Origin of the sequence: Streptomyces sp. NPDC019224, from assembly GCF_040632605.1 — a bacterium.
Lineage (GTDB): Bacteria > Actinomycetota > Actinomycetes > Streptomycetales > Streptomycetaceae > Streptomyces.
The window spans coordinates 19,299-41,761 of record NZ_JBEYCF010000044.1 but is presented as its reverse complement, the minus strand read 5'-3'; the positions used below and the strand labels follow the sequence as shown (position 1 = coordinate 41,761).

At 71.4% G+C, this 22,463-nt stretch carries 19 protein-coding genes and 1 tRNA gene; 15 read left to right on the top strand and 5 right to left on the bottom strand.

What is annotated here, in order from left to right; all coding sequences use genetic code 11:
- Positions 1 to 214 precede the first annotated feature (214 nt).
- From ABZ564_RS24650 to ABZ564_RS24635, 4 genes are all read left to right on the top strand, one after another.
- Complete coding sequence (locus ABZ564_RS24650) at positions 215 to 2,449, top strand: ATP-dependent DNA helicase UvrD2 (protein ID WP_360860420.1); 2,235 nt, start codon at positions 215 to 217, stop codon at positions 2,447 to 2,449.
- Positions 2,450 to 2,613: 164 nt separating this feature from the next.
- Positions 2,614 to 2,952: a hypothetical protein gene (locus ABZ564_RS24645; RefSeq protein WP_360860417.1), complete on the top strand. Its 339-nt coding sequence runs from the start codon at positions 2,614 to 2,616 to the stop codon at positions 2,950 to 2,952.
- A gap of 172 nt (positions 2,953 to 3,124) precedes the next feature.
- Positions 3,125 to 3,493 (top strand): WhiB family transcriptional regulator, encoded by a 369-nt coding sequence (locus ABZ564_RS24640; protein WP_018105532.1) that lies wholly within the window; start codon positions 3,125 to 3,127, stop codon positions 3,491 to 3,493.
- Positions 3,494 to 3,525: 32 nt separating this feature from the next.
- The gene (locus ABZ564_RS24635; protein ID WP_360860469.1) at positions 3,526 to 3,849 is read left to right on the top strand and encodes a hypothetical protein; all 324 of its coding nucleotides are present in this window, start codon (positions 3,526 to 3,528) and stop codon (positions 3,847 to 3,849) included.
- Between the two features lie 207 nt (positions 3,850 to 4,056).
- On the opposite strand, the gene ABZ564_RS24630 is transcribed toward ABZ564_RS24635, so the two are convergent.
- Positions 4,057 to 5,505, bottom strand: a complete 1,449-nt coding sequence (locus ABZ564_RS24630) for an AarF/ABC1/UbiB kinase family protein (protein WP_360860414.1) — start codon at positions 5,503 to 5,505, stop codon at positions 4,057 to 4,059.
- Positions 5,506 to 5,546: 41 nt separating this feature from the next.
- Positions 5,547 to 6,695, bottom strand: coding sequence for a ThiF family adenylyltransferase (locus ABZ564_RS24625; RefSeq protein WP_360860411.1), 1,149 nt, complete (start codon positions 6,693 to 6,695; stop codon positions 5,547 to 5,549).
- 195 nt (positions 6,696 to 6,890) lie between these two features.
- Here ABZ564_RS24625 and ABZ564_RS24620 point away from each other — a divergent pair, with 195 nt between their 5' ends.
- From ABZ564_RS24620 to ABZ564_RS24605, 4 genes are all read left to right on the top strand, one after another.
- Positions 6,891 to 7,511: a M48 family metallopeptidase gene (locus tag ABZ564_RS24620; protein ID WP_360860408.1), complete on the top strand. Its 621-nt coding sequence runs from the start codon at positions 6,891 to 6,893 to the stop codon at positions 7,509 to 7,511.
- A gap of 131 nt (positions 7,512 to 7,642) precedes the next feature.
- Positions 7,643 to 9,280 carry a TerD family protein gene (locus tag ABZ564_RS24615; RefSeq protein WP_360860405.1) on the top strand — a complete coding sequence of 546 codons (1,638 nt, stop codon included), beginning with the start codon at positions 7,643 to 7,645 and terminating at the stop codon, positions 9,278 to 9,280.
- Between the two features lie 11 nt (positions 9,281 to 9,291).
- Positions 9,292 to 9,972 (top strand): AIM24 family protein, encoded by a 681-nt coding sequence (locus ABZ564_RS24610; RefSeq protein WP_360860402.1) that lies wholly within the window; start codon positions 9,292 to 9,294, stop codon positions 9,970 to 9,972.
- Between the two features lie 19 nt (positions 9,973 to 9,991).
- The gene (locus ABZ564_RS24605; RefSeq protein WP_360860399.1) at positions 9,992 to 10,747 is read left to right on the top strand and encodes an AIM24 family protein; all 756 of its coding nucleotides are present in this window, start codon (positions 9,992 to 9,994) and stop codon (positions 10,745 to 10,747) included.
- Between the two features lie 68 nt (positions 10,748 to 10,815).
- Here the strand turns inward: ABZ564_RS24605 and ABZ564_RS24600 are convergent, their stop codons facing one another.
- Positions 10,816 to 11,364 carry an NUDIX hydrolase gene (locus tag ABZ564_RS24600; RefSeq protein ID WP_360860396.1) on the bottom strand — a complete coding sequence of 183 codons (549 nt, stop codon included), beginning with the start codon at positions 11,362 to 11,364 and terminating at the stop codon, positions 10,816 to 10,818.
- Entirely contained in the window at positions 11,361 to 12,821 is a 1,461-nt protein-coding gene (locus ABZ564_RS24595) for a zinc-dependent metalloprotease (protein ID WP_360860394.1), read from the bottom strand. The genes ABZ564_RS24600 and ABZ564_RS24595 overlap by 4 nt, the downstream gene beginning before the upstream one ends.
- A 190-nt stretch (positions 12,822 to 13,011) precedes the next feature.
- Here ABZ564_RS24595 and ABZ564_RS24590 point away from each other — a divergent pair, with 190 nt between their 5' ends.
- From ABZ564_RS24590 to ABZ564_RS24575, 4 genes are all read left to right on the top strand, one after another.
- Positions 13,012 to 14,154, top strand: a complete 1,143-nt coding sequence (locus ABZ564_RS24590; protein ID WP_360860392.1) for an SDR family oxidoreductase — start codon at positions 13,012 to 13,014, stop codon at positions 14,152 to 14,154.
- A 106-nt stretch (positions 14,155 to 14,260) separates the two neighbouring features.
- Complete coding sequence (locus ABZ564_RS24585) at positions 14,261 to 14,722, top strand: molybdenum cofactor biosynthesis protein MoaE (protein ID WP_360860389.1); 462 nt, start codon at positions 14,261 to 14,263, stop codon at positions 14,720 to 14,722.
- A 128-nt stretch (positions 14,723 to 14,850) separates the two neighbouring features.
- Complete coding sequence (locus tag ABZ564_RS24580; protein ID WP_360860386.1) at positions 14,851 to 15,039, top strand: hypothetical protein; 189 nt, start codon at positions 14,851 to 14,853, stop codon at positions 15,037 to 15,039.
- 93 nt (positions 15,040 to 15,132) lie between these two features.
- The gene (locus tag ABZ564_RS24575) at positions 15,133 to 16,221 is read left to right on the top strand and encodes a PDZ domain-containing protein (protein WP_360860384.1); all 1,089 of its coding nucleotides are present in this window, start codon (positions 15,133 to 15,135) and stop codon (positions 16,219 to 16,221) included.
- Between the two features lie 26 nt (positions 16,222 to 16,247).
- Here the strand turns inward: ABZ564_RS24575 and ABZ564_RS24570 are convergent, their stop codons facing one another.
- A complete protein-coding gene (locus ABZ564_RS24570; protein WP_360860381.1) occupies positions 16,248 to 16,817 on the bottom strand; it encodes a PPA1309 family protein in 570 nt (189 codons plus the stop codon).
- 128 nt (positions 16,818 to 16,945) lie between these two features.
- Here ABZ564_RS24570 and ABZ564_RS24565 point away from each other — a divergent pair, with 128 nt between their 5' ends.
- The 3 genes from ABZ564_RS24565 to ABZ564_RS24555 all read left to right on the top strand — a co-directional run bounded on the left by ABZ564_RS24565 (position 16,946) and on the right by ABZ564_RS24555 (position 22,259).
- Entirely contained in the window at positions 16,946 to 19,876 is a 2,931-nt protein-coding gene (locus ABZ564_RS24565) for a UPF0182 family protein (protein ID WP_360860466.1), read from the top strand.
- Between the two features lie 52 nt (positions 19,877 to 19,928).
- Positions 19,929 to 20,002 (top strand) — tRNA-Met (locus tag ABZ564_RS24560).
- Positions 20,003 to 20,216: 214 nt separating this feature from the next.
- The gene (locus ABZ564_RS24555) at positions 20,217 to 22,259 is read left to right on the top strand and encodes a tetratricopeptide repeat protein (protein ID WP_360860378.1); all 2,043 of its coding nucleotides are present in this window, start codon (positions 20,217 to 20,219) and stop codon (positions 22,257 to 22,259) included.
- The last annotated feature ends 204 nt before the right edge of the window (positions 22,260 to 22,463 follow it).

The following is a 22,463-nucleotide window of genomic DNA, read 5'->3' as shown; positions in this document are numbered from 1 at the left end:
CGTCTCGTGTGTCACACGGGAGCCGGGGCGCGCGCTGCCGCACGTCAGGTGAACGTACGGGGGCCGACCGCCATTCCCGGCGCCGGGGCCCCACGGCGCGGTACTCGCGAGAGGCCCCCGCCCGGACGGGACCGCCTCCGCATTAGTACGACGGATACCTCACCCCTGTGGACAACCGCCGCACCCGTCCCGTGCGACCTGGCAGCATTGCGGGGTGACCTCAGCAACGCACTCCACCCTCTTCCCCCGGGTCCCGGACACCGCGGACGCCGTCCTCGACGGGCTCGACCCCGAGCAGCGCGAGGTCGCCACGGCCCTGCGGGGCCCGGTGTGCGTGCTCGCCGGAGCCGGTACGGGCAAGACGCGGGCCATCACGCACCGCATCGCCTACGGGGTGCGCGCGGGGATACTCCAGCCGTCGAGCGTGCTGGCCGTCACCTTCACCAACCGGGCGGCCGGCGAGATGCGCGGCCGGCTGCGCCAGCTGGGCGCCGGCGGGGTGCAGGCGCGGACGTTCCACTCCGCGGCCCTGCGACAGCTCCAGTACTTCTGGCCGAAAGCAGTCGGCGGCGAACTGCCCCGGCTGCTTGAGCGCAAGGTCCAGCTGGTGGCCGAGGCGGCGGCCCGCTGCGGCCTGCGGCTCGACCGCAACGAGCTGCGCGACGTCACGGGCGAGATCGAGTGGGCCAAGCTCACCCAGACCGTCCCGGCCGACTACCCGGCCGTGGTCGTCAAGGCCCAGCGGGACGCCCCGCGCGATCCGGCCGAGGTCGCCAAGGTCTACGAGACCTACGAGGAGCTGAAGCGCGAGCGCACGGTGATCGACTTCGAGGACGTGCTGCTCCTGACCGTCGGCATCCTCCAGGACCGGCACGACATCGCCGACCACGTCCGCCGCCAGTACCAGCACTTCGTGGTCGACGAGTACCAGGACGTGAGCCCGCTCCAGCAGAGGCTCCTCGATCTCTGGCTCGGCGACCGGGACAGCCTCTGCGTCGTCGGCGACGCCGGCCAGACGATCTACTCCTTCGCCGGGGCCACCCCCGACCACCTCCTCAACTTCCGCACCCGCCACCCCGGCGCCACCGTCGTCAAGCTCGTCCGCGACTACCGCTCCACCCCGCAGGTGGTCCACCTGGCCAACGGGCTGCTCGCCCAGGCCACCGGCCGGGCCGCCGAGCACCGGCTCGACCTGGTCTCGCAACGCGAGAGCGGCCCCGAGCCCGCCTTCGTGGAATACGCGGACGAGCCCGCCGAGGCCGAAGGCACTGCTCGCCGCATCCGCGACCTGATCGCCGCGGGCGTCCCGGCCGGGGAGATCGCGGTGCTCTACCGGATCAACGCCCAGTCCGAGGTCTACGAGCAGGCCCTCGCGGACGCGGGCGTGCCCTACCAGCTCCGGGGCGCCGAGCGGTTCTTCGAGCGCGCGGAGGTACGGGAGGCGGGCGTCGCCCTGCGCGGCGCGGCCCGGGCGGGGGGCAACGACCCCCTCCTGGACCACGCGGAGGGACTGCCCGCCGAGGTGCGGGCGGTGCTTTCCACGAAGGGCTGGCGCAGCGAGCCGCCGGCCGGCTCCGGGGCGGTGCGCGACCGCTGGGAGTCCCTGGCCGCTCTCGTCAGGCTCGCGGAGGACTTCGAACGGGCCAAGCCGGGGGCGACCCTCTCCGACCTGGTCGCCGAGCTCGACGAGCGGGCCGCCGCCCAGCACGCCCCCACGGTCCAGGGCGTCACGCTGGCCTCGCTGCACTCGGCGAAGGGCCTGGAGTGGGACGCGGTGTTCCTGGTCGGGCTGACCGAGGGCATGATGCCGATCACCTACGCCAAGACGGAGGAGCAGATCGAGGAGGAGCGTCGGCTCCTGTACGTCGGCGTCACCCGGGCCCGCTTCCACCTCGCGCTGTCGTGGTCGCTGTCCCGGTCGCCCGGCGGACGGCCCGGACGCAGGCCGACCCGCTTCCTGAACGGGCTGCGCCCCGGCTCCACGGCCCCCGGCGGCCGGAGCACGGTGGCCGACTCGGGCGGCGCGGGCGTCTGGAGCGGCGCGGGCGGCTCGGGCAGCGACGGGGGCGACGGGCGGCCGATCGCCGCCCGGCGGAGGACCCGGGGGTCCGCCCGGTGCCGGGTCTGCGGCAGGACCCTGACGGACGCGGGCGAGATGAAGCTGATGCGCTGCGACGACTGCCCGTCCGACATGGACGAGGCACTGTACGAACGGCTCCACGCCTGGCGGGCGGCCCGCGCCCGGGAGATCGGCCAGCCCGCCTACTGCGTGTTCACCGACCGGACGCTGACGGCCATCGCGGAGGCGGTGCCCGGCACCGAGGGCGAACTGGCCGGAATCTCCGGCGTCGGCGCGCGGAAGCTGGGCCGTTTCGGTGCGGCCGTTCTGGACATCTGCGCAGGTGGAGACGGGTACGGGGCCGATTCGGAGGCCGCCGACGAGATGTGAGAAAAACTCGTCGAAAAAATAGTTTGCGCCCGCCCCAGTCATCACCATAGGTTCTTAACCACGGAAACAGCGGCTTCTCCGAAGCCCTGGCTCTGTGCTGTACTTATCCGAATACGCAGGACCGGCCCGCCGGTCCCCCGAGACGCCGAGAGGAGGCGATTGAAGTGATCAGCATCATCGAGACCAACAAAATGACCGATCTCTCGGTCGTCTCCGCCTGCTCGCTCGGCCTTCTCGCCCGCTCCCCGAAGTCCTCCCTGCGCGCCACCGGTGTGTTCGGCGTCTCCGCCGTCATCCCGATGTCCCTGGCCGGCCTTCCCGTGCGGGAGCGCAATGAGCGACCGACCCAGGCACCGGTGGCAGCAGTAGCGAAGGGACAGGCCCAGGCCTATGCCTTTGCGGCCGTCGGTGCGGGAGCGGAAGCCGGCGTCACCGAGCAGACGATGCACCACCACACGATGTGGGCCTTCCGTGGGCCTGAACCCTGGAGTGATCCAGCCTGATCCAGTATCAGGCCGGCGCCTTCAGGGCCGCGGAATCCCACTCGGGATCCGCGGCCCTTTTGTTTTGTCCCACCGGACGAGACAACGCGAAGGAGCCTCGGGACAAGCAGGACCTGGTACCAGCCGCCCCCGGCCAACAGGCCGGAAAAGACCAGACGAGGACACCACCACCGTGCAACTCGAAGCGCACGCCCCGTCCGTACCGCCTTCCGACACGATCTCCCCGCCCGGCCTCACGGAGGACTCCACCTTGACCCCCCTCACCGCGCTCACCGCGCTCGACGACGCCATCGAGAACCTCGGTGTACCCGTCCCCTGCCGTGCCTACGACCCGGAGGTCTTCTTCGCCGAGTCCCCGGCCGACGTCGAGTACGCCAAGTCCCTCTGCCGCACCTGCCCGCTCGTCGAGGCATGTCTCGCCGGCGCCAAGGAGCGCCGCGAGCCGTGGGGTGTCTGGGGTGGTGAGCTCTTCATCCAGGGCGTCGTCGTCGCCAGGAAGCGGCCGCGTGGCCGCCCGCGCAAGAACCCGGTCGCGGCGTGATCGCCGACCTGGGGGTCACGACCCCCAAGCCCATGAAGCGCATCGGAACCATCGACCGTCCCCTGACCCGCGACCCCCGAAACCAGGCTCCAATGACCATCCCCACGTCCGAGCCCGTCGGCTCCGCGACCCAAGACGTCACCATCATCGGCGCGAACGACTCGCGTCAGAACAGGACCCGCGAAATGCAACTCATCCCAGAAGCCCTGGCCCGTGCGCATATGCACGACCGCCTGCGCGAAGCCGACGCGGACCGTCAGGCCGTGCGCCTGATCTCCGCCCGGCGGATGCAGCGGCGCGCCGAGCGCGCCTCGATGCGCGCCCGCCGCGCGCTGGCCATGGCCGTCATGCACTGAACCACCGGACGGCCACGGAAGTCTCCACCCAGGCGCGGCCGCTCTCCGCGCCCGGCGGGCCCGCCTCGCCGAGGCCGTGCTCCGAAGCCCGCGGTCCTCGCCCGCCGGCAGAGACCCGCGCAGCGGCATTGACCAGCAGCACCCCTACCTCGGGGCCGGTCCGTCCGACGGACCGGCCCCGGAGTCGTTCCGGCTGTCCGCCCTCGGCTACCCGGCGTCCACCGTCTCGGTGGCCGCGTCCTCCGCGTCGGTCCTCTGCTGCTCCGGCAGGGTCTCCCGCGCCTCCGGCTCCTCCGGCGGCAGGAACCCCGGGAGCCAGGACTCGAGTTCGTCGCGCAGCCGGACCGTGGCGCCCAGCTGGCACAGCACCCCGATGGTGCTCAGCGTCACCCGGTGTATCAGCAGATAGGAGGGCGGCAGGTTCAGCTGCTTGCCCAACTGGTGGGCGGGGGAGCGCGGATCGGCTATCCGGGCGGCCTGATGACGCATCCAGCTCCGGCTGAAGGCGAACTCCTCCACCTCGGCCGGCTCGATGATCGGCAGCAGGTAGTCCAGCACCGCATCCGGCTCCAGGTCGATCGAGTCCTTGACGAACCCCTCCGCCCGGAGCATCTCGTACACGGCGTGGGCGTCGCCCCGCAGCGTCAGCCGCAACGCGTTCCCGATGGTCTGCGGCAGCCCGCCCGGCAACCGGTCCACCGTCCCGAAGTCGAGCACGCCCAGCCGCCATCGGGCCACGTCCGCAACCTCGCCGGGCTCGTCCGACTCCGACTCCGGTGCCGGCGGCAGCAGCCGGAAGTTGCCCGGGTGCGGGTCGGCGTGCAGCAGGCCCGTGCGCGCCGGGCCCGAGAAGAGGAACCTGGCGAGCAACTGGCCGGCGCGATCGCGCTGCTCGGCCGTCCCGTCGGCGATCACATCGGCCAGCGGGACACCGTCGATCCATTCGGTGACCAGCACCTGCGCGGACTGGTGGACCACCCCGGGGACCACGACGTCGGGATCGTCCGCGAACTCCTCGGCGTGCTCCCGCTGGGACCGCGCCTCCTGCTCGTAGTCCAGCTCCTCGGACACCCGGTCGCGCAGTTCCGCGATGAGCGGCTTGATGTCCATGCCAGGAACCAGCGGGCCCAGCAGCCGGGCGAACCGGCTGAGCTGGGTCAGGTCCGAGAGCAGCGCCTCGCCCGCCCCCGGGTACTGCACTTTCACGGCCACGTCCCGGCCGTCGTGCCACACGGCCCGGTGCACCTGGCCGATCGACGCGGCGGCCGACGGCTTGTCGTCGAACGTCAGGAACAATTCCCGCCAGTCATCGCCGAGCCGCTCCGCCAACACCGCGTGCACCGTGCCGCTCGGCATGGGCGGAGCGGCCTCCTGAAGTTTGGTGAGGGCCGCGCGGTAGGGGCCCGCAACCTCCTCGGGCAGCGCGGACTCGAAGACGGACAGGGCCTGACCGAGCTTCATCGCCCCGCCCTTCAGCTCCCCGAGGACCTTGAAGAGCTGGTCGGCGGTGCGCTGCTGCACCTCACGCGCCACCAGCTCCGCGGACTTCCCGCCGATGCGCTTGCCCAGTCCCCACGTGGCACGGCCGGCGAACCCCAAAGGCAGCGCGGCCAGCTTGGCGGTACGGGTGACCGCCTTCCGGGGAAGATCAGACATATGCCCCTCCAATTCCCAGACTGCCGCGCTGCGTGCGGCGGTTACCCTGCCATTGTGTCGTGCGCCGCGCCGGCCCCTGAGGCACGGACCCCCTCAGTGTGACCGGCGGCCCCACAGGGACAGTCGAGGTGGGCCCCGATCCGCTCCGACCTCCAGTCCAACAGCGGCAGCGCCGCTTCCCACCGGGCGCCGGTGCTCGCGGGCAGTTCGCCGTCGAGGAAGGCCAGCGCGTGCGCCGCCGCGAGACCCGCCACCGCCGTCGCCAGGCTCAGGTCGCACGCCTGCACGGCACCGCGACGCCCGGACTGCCACTGGGCCAGCATCCGCGGCCACTGTGGGTCCCGGTCCCTCCGGTTCAGATGCAGGCAGCCGGCGCAGGCCGTGCCCCCGGGCAGGACCAGGGGCCCGACGAACCCGGTGGCCTCCAGCACGCCCGCGTACAGATGGGGGGTGCCCGAGGAGATCCACGGCTCGGCGGTGCCCGGATCGGGGACGTACCCGGAGAAGCCGTCGCGCGGGGCGACCACGATCAGTGACAGTCCCGGCTCCCGCCCGGCCGGGCCGTCGCCCGCCGCCCCGGGCGCGCGTGGTCCCGGGCCGGGGGCGGAGCGGCGGACCAGTTGCCGGGCCGCCATGTCCCTGCGCTCCCCGACGGCGGAGGCGGGCAGCCCGCCCGGCGCCACATCACCCGGCTCCGTACATCCGCCGTCCAGCACCTCGACCCGCCCCACCCCGGCTCCGGAGAGCACCGCCGCGACGGCCGCCCCGACCCGCCCGGCGCCCCGGACCTGCACACGCATCGAGTGCCGGGCCGCGAGTCTGCGCGTCCCTCCGCCGGGCTCGGGATGCACGACGGAGAGCGACGCCAGGTCGGGGCGGTGACGCTCCAGGGCGTCCGCCCGGTTGCGCAACGCGTCGGCCTCGGGGCCGCCCGCCCGTACGTCATCGACCAGTCCGGCGTCCATCAACCGCATCACCAGCGCGTCCACATGGCGCTCGCTCAGGTCCAGGGCCCTGGCCTCCTCGCGCAGCAGGGGCATGCCTCTGGTGCCGTCGAGCAGTTCCAGGAAACAACCCGTCGCGATATCCATCGGGCCGACCTTCACCGCATGTGCGGGCGTCACTCCGAATTGCACGGTGTCCCCACCCCGCCATGCGCGGCGCAGTGCGGGCTTCAACATCGGATGCACGGCTTCCCCCCGGTCTGTGTGGCTGTGACTGCTGTGCGAGTTCCTTCGCCAGAATGCAGCGGGCGGGTGAGGCGTGCGGAAAGTTATCCACAGGTGTGAGCATTAGTCGTTCAAATGGTGCAAGACATGGAGCCGATCATGGAGAACCGTTCCGGAGGCGGGACTTCCCGTACGCACAGCGGGTAACGTCGTGGCGTGCCCGCCGACCCGTCGCCCGGCTTCGCCGGGGAGCCTGTCGCGCCCGGCGCCGGATCCCGCCGCCGCGGTGCGGACCCTGCCCGCCGCGCCTCGGAGACGAGCGCGGTCGAGGTCCGCAGGAGCGCCCGCCGCAGCAGAACGGTCTCCGCCTACCGCGAGGGCGACCGCACCATCGTGCTGATCCCCGCCCGGATGTCCGAGGTCGAGGAGCGGCGCTGGGTGAGTGTGATGCTCGACAAGCTCGCCGCCCAGGAGAACAGGCACGTCCCCGGTGACACCGAACTCGCCGAGCGGGCGGAGCGCCTGTCCGCCCAGTACTTCGAGGGCCGGGCGAGGCCCGCCTCGGTGCGGTGGGTGACCAACCAGAACACCCGGTGGGGCTCATGCACCCCGGCCGAGGGCAGCATCCGGCTCTCGCACCGGCTGCAGGGCATGCCCGAGTACGTGGTGGACTACGTACTCGTCCACGAGCTGGCGCATCTCCTGGTGCCCGGGCACGGGCCGCGGTTCTGGCGGCTGCTGGACGCCTACCCCCGTACCGAGCGGGCCCGCGGTTATCTGGAAGGGGTGGTGGCGGCCGCCAGGCTGCCGCACCTGCCGGCCGCGCGCGGCGAGTGACACGTGGTGGCGCCGGGTGAGCAGCGGCTGGTGTTTCTGTACCGGGTCTGTACCGGCTTCACCCCATGCCGGAGTTTGCGGATAGCCTGACGCGACGCATTCACCTTCCGGATGGGGGACGGTCGTTACGTATGGCCAGGGAATTCCAACGCGGCCACAAGGCCAAGATCAGTGATCTCACGCCGGGGACGGACCTGTACGTAGGGGTGCAGATCGCCGGCCCGGGGCTGAGCTTTGACATCAGCTGCTTCGGTCTCGATGCCGATGAGAAGCTCTCCGACGACCGGTATTTCATCTTCTTCAATCAGCCGAAATCTCCCGAGGAGTCCATTCAGCTCCTCGGCGCCCAGGCAGGTGACACCGAGTCGTTCCGCGTCACCCTGGATCGCATTCCGGCGAACATCCACAAGCTCTCGTTCACCGCGACGGTGGACGGCGCCGGACAGATGTCGCAGGTCGGGCCCGGCTACATCAGGATCGTGGCGGGCGGCGAGGAAGTCGTCAGGTACGCGTTCAACGGCACGGAGTTCAGCACCGAGCGCGCGGTCATGCTGGGCGACTTCTACCTCAAGGACGTCTGGCGTTTCGCCGCGGTGGGCCAGGGCTTCGACGGCGGTCTGGAGGCGCTGCTGAAGAACTTCGGCGGCGAGGTCGCCGAGGAAACGCCGGCCGCCGCCCCGCCGCAGGCTGCCGCACCGTCGTTCGCCCCGCCCGCCCAGGCCGCCCCGGCCCCGTCGTTCGGCGGGCCGGCCGTGCCGCAGACGCCCCAGGTCCCGCAGCCCGCGCCGTCCTTCGGGTCTCCGCCCCCTCCCGCCCCGGTGCCCGCGCCGCAGCAGCAGATGCACGCCGCGCCGACGATCGCCGCCCCGATGGCCCCGCCCGGCGGCACCGTGCCCCCGCCGCCCGCACCGGCCCCGTACGGGCAGCCCGGCCAGCCCCCGCAGTTCGGGCAGCAGCCCCACCAGCCCCAGCAGCCGCAGTTCGGGCAGGTCCCGGGGCAGGCGCCCGCGCCCTACGGACAGCAGCCGCCGTCTCCGTACGGCCAGCAGCCTCCCGGCATGCCGCCGGGCGGGCAGGGCATGCCCGCCGGCGCCCCGCAGGCCGCCGGCGCCGGGCTGCAGGCCGCGCTCCAGCCGTACAAGGAGACCGCGACCGGCCAGCGCTGGACCCCGCAGAACCGGCAGCTCATGCGCGTCGACCTCACCATGGGCGGTACGGGCGTGCTGGCCCGGCAGGGCAGCATGGTGATGTACCAGGGCAAGGTCGACTTCGGCTACAAGGGCGCGGGTTTCGCCGGCCGTGTGGTGGGCAACGCCACCGGCCAGGAGATGCAGCTGATGCGCTGCACCGGCCGCGGGCAGGTCTTCCTCGCCGAGGAGGGCTCCCATCTGCACGCCATCGAACTCCAAGGCGACGGCATCTGCGTCTCCGCGGAGAACGTGCTCGCCTTCGACGAGTCGCTCCAGTACGAGGTGCGCCGGATCGAGGGCCACGGCATCCCCGGCGGTGCCCTGTTCACCATGCAGTTCCAGGGCACCGGCACCATCGTGGTCAAGACCCACGGCGTCCCGGTCGTCCTGCCTGTCACCCCGACCACCTTCGCCGACTGCAACGCCGTGGTCGCGTGGTCGTCCGCGTCCCAGGTGATCATTTCCAGCCAGGTCCGGCTGCGCCGCAACGCGTACCCCGGTCACAGCGGCGAAACCGTGAACCTCCAGTTCCGGGGCGCACCCGGCAACTTCATCGTCGTCCAGCCCTACGAGGTCTGAGGGAGCCCGTCATGAACCAGCAACTCGCGGGCTACGCCCCGACCCCCGTCACGGCACGGATGGAGAACCACGGCCATTCCATGCTGAAGGTCGCCATGGCGACCGGCCAGGACCTCTACGCGCGCATCGGATCGATGGTCGCGTACGAGGGCTTCATCCAGTACGAGCCCAACCCGCCCGCCGTCCGCCAGATCGCCTCGCAGTGGATCACCGGTGAGGGCGCGCCCCTGATGAAGTGCACCGGCGACGGACTGCTCTACCTCGCCGACTACGGCGCCGATGTCGTCGTCATCAACCTCAACAACGACTCCCTCTCGGTCAACGGCACCAACGTCCTCGCCTTCGACAGCCACCTCACCTGGGGCGTCGAGCGGGTCAAGGGCCTGGCCAAGTTCGCCGGCCAGGGTCTCTGGAACGTCTGCATCTCCGGGACCGGCTGGGTCGCGATCACCTCGCGCGGCACGCCGATCGTCGTCGACTGCGGTCGCGGCGAGGACGAGACGTACGTCGACCCGGACGCGCTGGTCGCCTGGTCCCCGAACCTCAAGGTGAAGGGCAAGCGCAGCTTCAAGGCGTCCTCCCTCATCGGGCGGGGCAGCGGGGAGGCGTTCCAGATGGCCTTCTCCGGCCAGGGGATCGTCGTCGTCCAGCCGAGCGAGGACAGCACCGACCGGCTGCGCGTCCGGCACTGACGGGGAGGAAGAACACATCATGCAGAGTTCGCTTTTCGGCCTCACGGAACAGCAGTCCCAGGAGCGCTACACCATCCAGAACCCGCAGCTCCTGCGGGTCGCGCTGGCCGGCCACGACGACGTCCTCGCCCGCAAGGGCGCGATGGTCGCCTACCAGGGACTGATGGAGTTCGACGGTGAGTACCAGTCGAACTCCCAGCGCCGTTCCCGCGCCCACACCGGTGAGGGCCTGGACCTGATGCGCTGCTCCGGGCAGGGCACCGTCTACCTGGCCAACCTGGCGCAGTACATCCACGTCGTGGACGTCGACCGGGACGGCCTGACCGTGGACAGCTCCTACGTCCTGGCCCTCGACTCCGCGCTGCACACCGAGGCCATCGCCGTGGACAGCCAGTACGGGATCTCCGGCACCGGCAAGTACCAGCTCAACATCTCCGGCACCGGCAAGGTCGCGCTGATGACCTCCGGCCAGCCGCTGATGATGCAGGTCACGCCCGACAAGTACGTCAGCGCCGACGCCGACGCGATCGTCGCCTGGTCGACTTCGCTGCGGGTGCAGATGCAGGCCCAGACGCACTCCTCGGGCGTCTTCCGCCGGCGCGGCAACACCGGCGAGGGCTGGGAGCTCAGCTTCCTCGGGCAGGGCTTCGCTCTGGTGCAGCCGAGCGAGCTGATGCCGCCGCAGAACGCCCAGATCGGACAGGGTCTCGCCGCCCAGTACGGCATGGGCCAGCACGGCGCGCACGGACAGAACCAGAACAACGCCTGGAACTGATCCGCACAGCGACGGTGAGGGGCGGCCTCCCGGAGGCCGCCCCTCACCGCTGTGGTCGTACGGGCGGGCTACCGGCCGCCGTCGAGCGCCGCGCGCGTACGCTCCACCAGCCGGATCACCGAGGCGTCGGCGATCTCGGCCGCCTCGGCGTAAGTGAACCAGCGCAGGTCGAGGGACTCGTCGCTGATGCTCTCCGTCGCGCCCGAAGGCGCCAGGGCCGCGTACTGGACGTCCAGGTGCCAGTGGCACGGCGCGGGAATCCGGTGCCGGTCCAGGACCACCGGGCCGCCCGCCAGCAGGCTCAGTCCGGCGATACCGGACTCCTCCGTCGCCTCCCGCAGCGCGGCGGCCGCCAGCGTGGTGTCACCGGGCTCGCAGTGGCCGCCCATCTGCAGCCACATCCGCAGCTTCCGGTGCAGAGTGAGCAGGACCCGGCCGCGCTCCGGGTCCACGACCAGGGCGCTGGCCGTCAGATGCCCGGCCTCGCAGGACTTCCACATGCCGTCCGGGTGGTGCGCCAGGTGCTCCAGGTACCTGTCGCGCAGCTCCTCCTGGGCGGGGCCGGCCCCCGCCCCGTAACCCTTCAGTACGAGGACGGCGTCATCGTGCAGGCTCACTTGTCGGTGTCGTCCTTGCCGTTGTCCTCGGTCTCGCCGCTCTCCTCGGCGTCGCCGTCGTCCGCGGCCTCCGCCCCGGGCGCGGGCTTCCGCGGGCCGTTCGCCGCCTCGCCGAGCATCTTGTCCAGCTCGGAGAAGTCCAGCTGCTCGTGGTGGACGAAACCGTCCGGATCGTCCAGGTCGTGAGCGGTCGGGAGCATGTCGGGGTGCTCCCACAGGGCGTCGCGCCCCTCAAGACCGCGGGCGTCCGTGAGCGAGGCCCACAGCCGCGAGGCGTCACGCAGCCGGCGCGGACGCAGCTGGAGACCGATCAGCGTGGCGAACGTCTGCTCGGCGGGGCCACCGGACGCGCGCCGCCTGCGCATCGTCTCGCGCAGCGCGTCGGACGAGGTCAGACGGGACTTCGCGGCCGCGTGCACCACGGCGTCCACCCAGCCCTCGACCAGCGCGAGGGCCGTCTCCAGGCGGGCCAGGGCCGCCTTCTGCTCCGGGGTCTCCTCGGGCTGGAACATGCCCTGCTGGAGGGCCTCCTGCAGCTGCTCGGGCTGCGAGGGGTCGAACTGGCCGACCACGTCCTCCAGCTTGCTGGTGTCCACCTTGATGCCGCGCGCGTAGCCCTCGACGGCACCGAAGAGGTGCGAGCGGAGCCACGGCACATGGGCGAAGAGACGCTGGTGGGCGGCCTCGCGCAGGGCCAGGTACAGCCGCACCTCGTCCTGCGGGACGCTCAGGTCCTTGCCGAACCGCTCCACGTTCAGCGGGAGGAGTGCGGCCCGGCCCGCCGGGCCCAGTGGCAGCCCGATGTCGGTCGAGCCGACCACCTCGCCCGCCAGCACGCCGACGGCCTGCCCGATCTGCTGACCGAACATCGCGCCGCCCATCGACCGCATCATGCCGATCAGCGGGCCCGCCATCGCCTGCATCTCCTCGGGCAGCACATCGCCCATGGCCAGGCCCACGCGCTCGGCGACCGGGTCGACCAGCTGCTGCCAGGCCGGGAGCGTCGCCTCCACCCACTCCGCGCGGCTCCACGCCACGCTGGACACCGAACCGGAGGGCAGCGACGTCACGCCGTCCAGCCAGAGGTCGGCCAGGCGCAGCGCCTCGTCGACCGCCGTCCGCTCGGCCGGGCTCACGCTCGCGTCCTTGGAGCCGTCCGACGTGCCCTGCGACACCGTCTGGCGGGCGATCTGCTTGGCCATGTCCCAGTTGACGGGACCGCCCTCGTAGCTCAGCATCTGGCCGAGCTGCTGGAAGGCGGCGCCCAGGTCGTTCGGGTTCATCGAGCCGAACATGGCGGCGAAGGGGTTGTCACCGCCCGCGCCGGGGCCGAAGCCGAATGGGTTCGCCGGACCGCCCGAACCCTGCCCACCTCCGGTGGGGTCGTTCTTCTTGCCCTGGTCGCCGTCGTCCGGCTCCTCCGGCGGAAGGCCGAATCCGAATGGGGTGTCACTCACGGGTTTCCTCGGCTCGTAGGGCCGCCGGTGGAAACCGACGGCGACTGCCCGACATCACCATCCAGCGTAGACACCAAGTCCGCTCGGGGCCTCAGTGCTCCGCCTGCTCCGGCCCTGCGGCAGGATGGACGCCACCTGGTACGTGCGTGTCACGCGGGTACGTACTGAAGACAACCGCTGGAGACGCCCGGTGAGTTCCCCAGATCCGCAGGTTCGCGCAGCGCGAAACCTGGCCGACCCGTCACCCGAGAAGAAGTCCGTCCCCGGCCGCCCCAGAAGCCGCGGCCCGGTCGTGGCCGTCACCGGAGCCGCGAAGGGCGTCGGCGAGCTGCTCACCGCACGTCTCGCGGCGTCCGAGGAGATCAAGCAGGTCATCGCCATCGACGAGCGCCGGGGAGAGGTCGCCGACGCGACCTGGCACCTCCTCGACGTCCGCGACCCCGTCATCGCCGAGAAGCTGCGCGGCGTGGACGTCGTGGTCCACCTGGCGCTCGACCTCGATCTGGAGACCGACCCCGTCGCGCGCACCGCCTACAACGTGCGTGGCACCCAGACCGTGCTGACCGCCGCCGCGGCCGCCGGTGTCCACCGCGTCGTCCTGTGCACCTCCGCGATGGTCTACGGCGCGCTGCCGGACAACGACCTCCCGCTCGCCGAGGACGCCGAGCTGCGGGCCACCGCCGAGGCCACCGGCGTCGGCGACCTCCTGGAGATCGAACGGCTCGGCCGCCGCGCGCCGCGCGCCCACCCCGGACTGCAGGTCACCGTCGTGCGCCCCGCCGTGCTCGTCGGCGGCACGGACACGGCGCTGACGCGCTACTTCGAGTCGCCCCGGTTGCTCGTGGTGGCCGGTTCCCGGCCCGCCTGGCAGTTCTGCCACGTCGAGGACCTGGTCACGGCGCTGGAGTACGCCGCCCTGGAGAAGATCGACGGGGAGTTCGCGGTCGGCTGCGACGGCTGGCTGGAACAGGAGGAGGTCGAGGAGCTGAGCGGGGTGCGCCGGATGGAGCTTCCCTCCGCCGTCGCGCTGGGCGCCGCGGCCAGGCTGCACCGGATCGGCCTGACCCCCTCGCCCGCGGGTGACCTGGCGTACACGATGCACCCCTGGGTGGTCAGCGTGAGCCGGCTGCACGACGCGGGCTGGCGCCCGGCCTGGACCAACGAGGAGGTGCTCGCCGCGCTCCTGGAGGAGGTGGAGGGGCGCCACACCGTCGCGGGCCGTCGGCTCGGCCGCAAGGACGCCACCGCGGCCGGTGCCGCCGGCGCGACCGTCGCCCTCCTCGGCACCGCGGCGCTGGTGCGCCGCGCCCGCAAGGCCCGCCGCCGCATCTGAGCGCCCCGAAGGGGATCAGGGCTGTAGGAGGCTCCAAGGCGGGGCGCGGCCCGCCGGGTGAACCGGCAATTCCGTGTTGTCGGTGCGGTACGGCACGATGGTGGTCATGGCACTCACGTACGACCACCCCGGCGAGCAGACGGCGCAGGACCCGATCCGGCTGCTGGACATCCGTGACACGCCGCTGTCGGTGGACGAGGTCTTCCGGGCGGTCGGCGACGAGGCCGCGGGCGGCACCACGCTCTTCGTCGGCGCCGTGCGCGATCACGACGGCGGGCAGGACGTCGACGGCCTCGGCTATTCGTGCCACCCCTCGGCCCCCGAGGAGCTGCGCCGGGTGGCGGAGAAGGTGGTCGCCGACTTCCCGGTGCGGGCGCTGGCCGCCGTCCACCGGGTGGGTGAACTGCGGGTGGGTGATCTCGCCGTGGTCGTGGCGGTCTCCTGCCCCCACCGCGCGGAGGCCTTCGCGGCCTGCCGCAAGCTCATCGACGACCTCAAGCACGAGGTTCCGATCTGGAAGCACCAGCGTTTCTCGGACGGTACGGAGGAGTGGGTCGGAGCCTGCTGACCGCAAACCGGAACGGCGGTCATCTGCCCCGATTTGCGTAACCGCACCCCTGCCACGAGCGTTGTTTTTCCAGATGGTTAATCTGCTGATCGGTCAGTTATGACCGCTCAGGGGGTAGGGAGGTCGGCATGGCAGCGCTCGCCTGGTTGTTGATTCCGCTTTTCGCCGCGTTCGGCGCGGCGATATGGGGAGGCTGGGCCGCCCGCAACCGCACGGCCGGTGACGTCACCGAACTCGCCGGATACGCGCGGTTCCGTGAAGCCATGGAGAAGTCGCACTCCGGTTCCGAGCCGGTCGAGCAGATATCGAACACCTGAGCCCGACTTCGCCCTCCTCGGCGCACCCGCTCCCGGGCCCGTACGGACCGGCCCCGACGGTGCACTGACAGACCCTTCCCGTACTGTCGTTCCATGCCACGCCGCACCGCGACGATGCTCGCCTCCACGTTGATCCTGATCGCGCTGCTCTGCGCAGGCGTGCTGATCAAAGTGCCCTACTCGGAGATGTCCCCCGGCCCCACCGTGAACACCCTCGGCGACGTCGAGGGCGAGCCCGTCCTGCGGATCACCGGCCACAAGACGTACAAGACGTCCGGCAACCTCAACATGACGACGGTCCGGGTGACCGGTGCCGACTACAGCATGAACCTCGTCGAGGCCGTCTCCGGATGGCTGGGCCACGACAGCGTCGTCGTGCCGCACGACACCCTCTACCCGGACGGCAAGACCGAGGAGGAGTCGACGCAGGAGAACGCCGAGGAGTTCAGCCAGTCCCAGGAGAGCGCCAAGGTCGCGGCCCTCACCGAGCTGGGCATCCCCGTCACCTCGTACGTCGTGGTCTCCACCGTCGTCAAGGAGAGCCCCGCCCAGGGCAAGCTGCACGCGGGCGACATCATCAAGAACGTCGACGGCACCACGGTCGAGAAGCCCGAGGACGTCGCGAAGCTCGTCACCCGGCACAAGCCCGGCCAGAAGGTCACCTTCACGGTCGTCCCGGCCAAGACCGCGGCAGCGGCCGAGAAGGCCGGCAAGAAGCCCGACGGCGCCGAGAAGATCACCATCACCACCGCGAAGGCCCCCGAGGAGAACCGCGCGATCGTCGGCATCCAGGCGGGGACGGACCACACCTTCCCCTTCGACATCGACATCAAGCTGGCCGACGTGGGCGGTCCGAGCGCGGGACTGATGTTCTCCCTGGGCATCGTCGACAAGCTGACCCCGGGGCAGCTGACGGGCGGCGAGTTCGTCGCCGGCACCGGCACCATCGACGACGACGGCAAGGTCGGCCCGATCGGGGGGATCACCATGAAGCTGGTCGGCGCGCGCAACGCGGGCGCCCGCTACTTCCTGACCCCCTACGACAACTGCGCGGCCGCCGCGTCCGACGCTCCCGACGGCCTCACCCTGATCAAGGTCAAGACCATCGACGACGCCAGGAAGTCGCTGGAGAAGCTCCGCACCGGGAAGACGGCCGGCCTGCCGAGCTGCTCGGCAGGCTGACCGCCCCCCCGGGGCGGAGCGGACGGTCAGGACTCGAACGTGGCGGCCAGAGCCTCGGCCAGTCCCGGCACAAGACCGGCACCGGTCAGCACCTCGCTCGCCGAGTCCTTCTCCCGCAGGCGTACGGCCGACTCGCGCGCCCCGTCCCGCAGGACGGCCACCGTCATCCGCACCTCCTGCCGGTCGGGGTGCTCGGCGACCCACTTGGTCAGCCGCTTGTCGTCGAGCCCGTCCGGTACGGACGCCTCGGCCGACGGCGGCAGCATCAGCCGCTCCACCGTCATCGCGCACCCGACGACCGCGTCGGGCCAGGCGATCGTGGCGAGGAACTCGTCCAGCGCCGTGCCGGCCGGCAGCTCCTCCTGCTCGACGGGGGTCAGCGCGGCGGCCTTCCCCCCGTCGTCGTCGAGGCCGAGCTGGGAGGCGAGACCGGGCTCCTGGACCCGCAGCCGCGCGGTGTCGACCAGAGCGAAGAGGCGGGCGGGCTGGTCCCAGCCGAGGTGGGAAACGTACTCGTCGATTTCGAGCACCGCGACGGTGAGCGGGCTCGCGGCCATCGGAGGGCCTGAGGGGGAAACGTTGGGCATGGACAACATCCTGCCTCCTTCCGCCCCGGGAACGGGAACTAGGTAAAGCATCAGTAAGTTGAAGGGATGGGCTCTACGATCGCTGGGCCCGCTCCACACGACCCGCGAACTTCGAGGTGCGCACGTTGGCTTTCCAGATGCCGGACCGCGGCGGAGGCCCGACCGGGCCACGGATCAGAGTCGGCCGCCCGTCCCGGCGCGCCCGAACCCTGCTCATGACTCTCGGCGTCCTGGCGATTCTCGCCATGGCGTTCGTCATGTTCGCCGGGTTCTGGACGGACTGGCTCTGGTACCGGTCGGTCGCGTATTCGTCCGTCTTCACCACCACCCTGTGGACCAAGATCGGACTGTTCCTCGTCTTCGGACTGCTGATGGCCCTGGCCGTCGGTCTGAACATCTGGCTCGCGCACCGGCTCCGGCCGCCACTGAGCGCGATGTCGCTGGAGCAGCAGAGCCTGGACCGCTACCGGATGAGCCTCGCCCCGTACAAGAAGTGGGTGCTGCTCGCGGTCACCGCCCTCGTCGGCCTGATCGCCGGGGCCTCCGCCTCGGGCCAGTGGCGCACCTGGCTGATGTACGTGAACGGCGTGTCGTTCGGCCAGAAGGACCCCCAGTTCCATCTGGACGTGTCGTTCTACGCCTTCGACCTGCCCTGGTACCGCTTCCTGCTGGGCTTCGGCTTCGCGGCGACGGTGCTCTCCCTGATCGCCGCCGCCCTGACCCACTACCTGTACGGCGGGCTGCGCGTCACCAGCCCCGGGGCGCGGGCGACGGGCGCGGCCACCGGCCACCTCTCGGTGCTGCTCGGCGTCTTCGTCGCGCTGAAGGCCGTGGCGTACTGGCTGGACCGCTACGGTCTGGCCGTGAAGTCCAGTGACTTCAAGGCCACGGACAACTGGACGGGTCTGCGGTACGTCGACGCCAACGCCTACCTCCCGGCGAAGACGATCCTGTTCTGCATCGCCGCGATCTGCGCGGTGCTGTTCTTCGCGACGCTCTGGCGGCGCACCTGGCAGCTGCCGGTGATCGGCTTCGGCCTCATGGTCCTCTCGGCCATCCTGATCGGCGGTCTCTACCCGGCGATCGTGCAGAAGTTCCAGGTCCAGCCGAACGAGCAGGCCAAGGAAGCGCCGTTCATCCGGAAGAACATCGAAGCCACGCGCGACGCCTACGACATCAACGACGCGCAGGTCTCGGACTACACGGGCAAGTCCACCGAGGACGACGACGCCAAGCTCCGGACGGCGGCGAACGAGGCGGCGAGCTACCGGGTGATGGACCCCAACGTCGTCTCGCCGGCCTTCCAGCAGCTCCAGCAGAAGAGGAACTACTACCAGTTCCCCAAGACGCTGGACGTCGACCGGTACAAGGACGCCTCCGGCAAGGAGCAGGACACGGTCATCGGTCTGCGCGAGCTCAACATCCAGGGCATCCCCAAGCGCAACTGGATCAACGACCACTTCACCTACACCCACGGCTACGGTGCCATCGCCGCCCGGGGGACCACGACCGGCAAGAACCCGCAGGGATCTCCCGACTTCACCGAGTCCGGACTGCCGACCACCGGCGACCTGGGCACGTACAAGCAGGAGATCTACTACGGCGAGAAGACCGAGCAGTACTCCATCGTCGGCGGGCCCCAGAAGGAGCTCGACTACGAGGAGGACGGCGAGAAGACCACCAGCTACAAGGGTGACAGCGGGGTCAGCCTCTCCAACGCGTTCAACCGCGCCGCGTACGCGGTGGCGTTCAGCGAGCCGCAGATCCTGTACTCGGGAGCCATCGGCGACGGGTCGCGGATCCTCTACAACCGCACGCCCAAGGAACGCGTCGAGGCGGTGGCCCCCTGGCTCACCATCGACGGCGACGCCTACCCGGCGGTCGTCAACAAGCGCATCCAGTGGGTGGTCGACGCCTACACCACGACCAACGGCTACCCGTACGCCTCGCGCACCACGCTCGGTGACACCACGGCCGACTCGCTGACCACCAACCAGCGCGCGGTCGTCGCCCAGCAGAACCAGGTCAACTACATCCGCAACTCGGTGAAGGCCACCGTCGACGCGTACGACGGCACGGTCACGCTGTACGAGTGGGACACCCAGGACCCGGTCCTCAAGACCTGGCGCAAGGCGTTCCCCGGGACCGTGAAGCCCAAGGCGGACATTCCGCAGGAGCTGATGGACCACCTGCGCTACCCGCAGGACCTGTTCAAGGTGCAGCGCGAGCTGCTGACCCGCTACCACGTCACGAGCCCCGCCCAGTTCTACAGCGGCAGTGACGCCTGGCAGGTCCCGGACGACCCGACCAACAAGGAATCCGGCTCCGTCCCGCCGTACTACCTGAGCATGAAGATGCCGGGCCAGACGGCTCAGAAGTTCTCGCTGACGACGACGTTCACCCCGAAGGGACGGCCCGACCTCGGGGCGTTCATGGCGGTGGACGCCGATGCGGCCAGCAAGGACTACGGCACGATAAGGCTCCTGAGAGTCACCGGTGCGGTGAAGGGCCCCGGCCAGGTGCAGAGTGAGCTCAACGGCAACGACGACGTTGCCGAGTTCGTGAGAAACCTCAAGGGCACCGACTCCGACATCGAGTACGGCAACCTGCTGACCGTGCCGCTCGAAGGGGGCTTCCTCTACATCGAGCCGGTCTACACGCGCGGTGGTACGCAGAACTATCCCCTGCTGCGCAAGGTGGCCGCCTCGTACGGCTCGAAGATCGTCTTTGAGAACAGTCTCGGCGAGGCGCTCAACGCCGTCTTCGGAGTCGAGGGTTCCGATACGGCGGAGCCACCGGGCGACACCACCGAGCCGCCGGACACCACCGAGCCGCCGGCCACCGGCGACGCCGCGCTCAAGAAGGCCATCGCCGACGCGCAGAAGGCGTACACGGAAGGTGAGGCGGCTCTGAAGAAGCAGGACTGGGCGGCCTACGGCAAGGCGCAGACCGATCTCCAGGACGCACTGGAGCGGGCGGCCGCGGCCCAGTCCGACAGTAACGACAAGGCCGACAAAGGTGATAAGCCAAGCGCTTCGGACAAAGCGGGCGATGAGGGCGGGGGCTGAGTAACCCGGTAAAGCTTCACCTCCGCGTCGTGGTACGGTTTGAACACAACGACGCGGGGTGGAGCAGCTCGGTAGCTCGCTGGGCTCATAACCCAGAGGTCGCAGGTTCAAATCCTGTCCCCGCTACTGAAAGACGAAGGCCCGGATCCTCCAGGGGATCCGGGCCTTCGTCGTGCCGTGGTGACTTTTTCCACGTGGTGGGCGTGAAGTGTGCTTCGGGGGGCACGAGTTGGCCGCGAACGTGTTTGACTTGTCTCTCTGTGGGCATGTCGACAAAACGCTGAAGTGACCTCACTGGCCGCGATATACCAGATGTACGCGGGTTACAGGTGGTGCGACGATGGTATTTATGGGGGACAGGGCAACTCTGTTGAAGACAGGGCGGTTTGCGCGGAGTCACGTCCATCCGGCGGAAAAGATGGCGGATGTGGCGTTTGCCGCTGCCGCCGCGCAGTACAAAGACCCCATCGAAAGCGCCGAGACCGCGGAGAGTGCCGCGACCGCCGAGACCGCAGAGACCTTCGAGACCGCCGACGGCGTGGAGAACGCCGAGGGGGCGGAGACCGAGGCGAGCGCGGACAGTGCCGAGAGTGAGGCACGCCACCGTCGTGCCGCCGACGCCGGGGACACCGCGTCGATGAGCGTGCTCGGCGCGTTGCTCCTGCGCCGCGGCGACCTCGCCGGCGCCGAGCCCTATCTGCGCGCCGCCACCGCCGACGGCGACCGGGCCGCAGCCAACAATCTGGGCGTCCTGCTGCACCAGCGCGGCTACCCCGACGAGGCGGCCGGCTGGTGGCGGACCGCCGCCGTGGCCGGCTCGGCCGCCGCCGCGCACGCCCTGGGCCGCCACTTCCGCGAGCGCGGGGACGAGCCCGCCGCCGAGTACTGGCTGCGCCAGTCCGCCGAGCAGGGCCACGCGCTGGGCGCGTACGCGCTCGCCGACCTCCTGGAGCACCGCGGTGACGTCGGCGCCGAGCGCTGGCTGCGCTCCGCCGCCGAGCAGGGCCACCGAGAGGCGGCCTACCGCCTGGCGCGCCTGCTGGAGCGCAACGCCGCCGATGCCGCCCACGAGGTGTTCGGCCGTCCCGGCCTGGGCCCCCGCACCGCTGCTGAACCGGTCGCGCCCCGCCGCACCGCCAAGGGCGACGGCCCGGTCGCCGGCCCCGAGCCCTCCCGCACCGGCGAGGCCGAGCAGTGGTACCGGCAGGCCGCCGCGCGCGGCCACCGGCGCGCCGCCCTGCACCTCGGCGCCATCCTCGAACAGCGCGGCGAGCTCAAGGAGGCCGGTCGCTGGTACCTCATCTCGGCCAAGGCCGGCGAGGCCCGCGCCGCCTGCGCGCTCGGCTTCCTGCTGCGCGACGCGGGCGACCGGGAGAGCGCCGCCGTGTGGTGGCTGCGCGCCGCCCAGGACGGCGACGGCAACGCCGCGAACGCCCTCGGCGCGCTGCACGCGGCCCGGGGCGAGCAGCAGACCGCCGAGCGCTGGTACCGCGCGGCGATGGACGCGGGCGACGTCAACGGCGCGTACAACCTCGGTCTGCTCTGCGCCGCCCAGGACCGCACCGCCCAGGCCGAGCAGTGGTACCGCCGCGCCGCGTACGCGGGCCACCGTGAGGCCGCCAACGCGCTGGCCGTGCTCCTGCTCCAGGCCGGGGACCCGGCCGGCGCCGAGCCCTGGTTCTCCAAGGCGGCCGAGGCGGGCAGCGTCGATGCCGCCTTCAACCTCGGCATCCTGTACGCCGGGCGCGACGAGGACCGCACGGCCCTGCTCTGGTACGAGCGGGCCGCGGCGGCCGGGCACACCGAGGCGGCGCTCCAGGTCGGCATGGCGCTCCTGCACCACGGCGAGGAGCAGGAGGCCGAGCGGCATCTGCGCTGCGCGGCGGGCGGCGGCAGCGCGGAGGCGGCCTTCCGGCTGGCCGGGCTGCTCGACGCACGGCAGCCGCCGCCAGGACCGACCGCCCTGGGTGCGCCGCTGCCGGAGAAGACCGAGTGCGAGGAGTGGTACGAGCGGGCCGCCGAGCAGGGGCACCGCCGTGCCCAGGTCCGCGTCGGCATGCTCGCCGCCTCCCGCGGGGACGTGGAGAGCGCCGGCCGCTGGTACCGGGCGGCGGCCGAGTCCGGCAGCCGCAACGGGGCGTTCAACCTCGGCCTGCTCCTTGCCCGCGAGGGCAGTGAGCGCGAGGCCGCCCTGTGGTGGACCCGCGCCGCGGCCGACGGCCACGGCCGGGCCGCGCTGCGCCTGGCCCTGCTGGCCGCACGCCGCGGTGAGCTGGCCGAAGGGCAGCGGTGGTGTGGGCGGGCGGTCGAGCTGGGGCCCGCGGAGGTCGCGGAGCGTGCGGCGCGACTGCGCGAGGCGCTGCACCAGGAACTGACGGCGTAGGACGCGCCGGAGCGGGCCTGCCCCGCGCCGGGCGTCCCCGCGCGCTGTCCCGCCCCCGCTCCGTCCCGCCCCCGCTCCGCTCCGGGCGGACCGTCTCGCTCCGCTCCGGGCGGACCGTCTCGCTCCGCTCCGGGCGGACCGTCTCGCTCCGCTCCGGGCGGACCGTCTCGCTCCGCTCCGGGCGGACCGCCCCGCCCCGGTGCC

Bases quoted from the DNA above. Each gene is read 5' to 3' on its own strand.
- ABZ564_RS24610 (WP_360860402.1), top strand. From the start codon at position 9,292: ATGAACCAGCAACTCGCGGGCTACGCCCCGACCCCCGTCACGGCACGG.
- ABZ564_RS24635 (WP_360860469.1), top strand. From the start codon at position 3,526: ATGAAGCGCATCGGAACCATCGACCGTCCCCTGACCCGCGACCCCCGA.
- ABZ564_RS24570 (WP_360860381.1), bottom strand. From the start codon at position 16,817: ATGTTGTCCATGCCCAACGTTTCCCCCTCAGGCCCTCCGATGGCCGCG.
- ABZ564_RS24630 (WP_360860414.1), bottom strand. From the start codon at position 5,505: ATGTCTGATCTTCCCCGGAAGGCGGTCACCCGTACCGCCAAGCTGGCC.
- ABZ564_RS24575 (WP_360860384.1), top strand. From the start codon at position 15,133: ATGCCACGCCGCACCGCGACGATGCTCGCCTCCACGTTGATCCTGATC.
- ABZ564_RS24615 (WP_360860405.1), top strand. From the start codon at position 7,643: ATGGCCAGGGAATTCCAACGCGGCCACAAGGCCAAGATCAGTGATCTC.
- ABZ564_RS24605 (WP_360860399.1), top strand. From the start codon at position 9,992: ATGCAGAGTTCGCTTTTCGGCCTCACGGAACAGCAGTCCCAGGAGCGC.
- ABZ564_RS24565 (WP_360860466.1), top strand. From the start codon at position 16,946: ATGCCGGACCGCGGCGGAGGCCCGACCGGGCCACGGATCAGAGTCGGC.
- ABZ564_RS24555 (WP_360860378.1), top strand. From the start codon at position 20,217: ATGGTATTTATGGGGGACAGGGCAACTCTGTTGAAGACAGGGCGGTTT.
- ABZ564_RS24580 (WP_360860386.1), top strand. From the start codon at position 14,851: ATGGCAGCGCTCGCCTGGTTGTTGATTCCGCTTTTCGCCGCGTTCGGC.
- ABZ564_RS24585 (WP_360860389.1), top strand. From the start codon at position 14,261: ATGGCACTCACGTACGACCACCCCGGCGAGCAGACGGCGCAGGACCCG.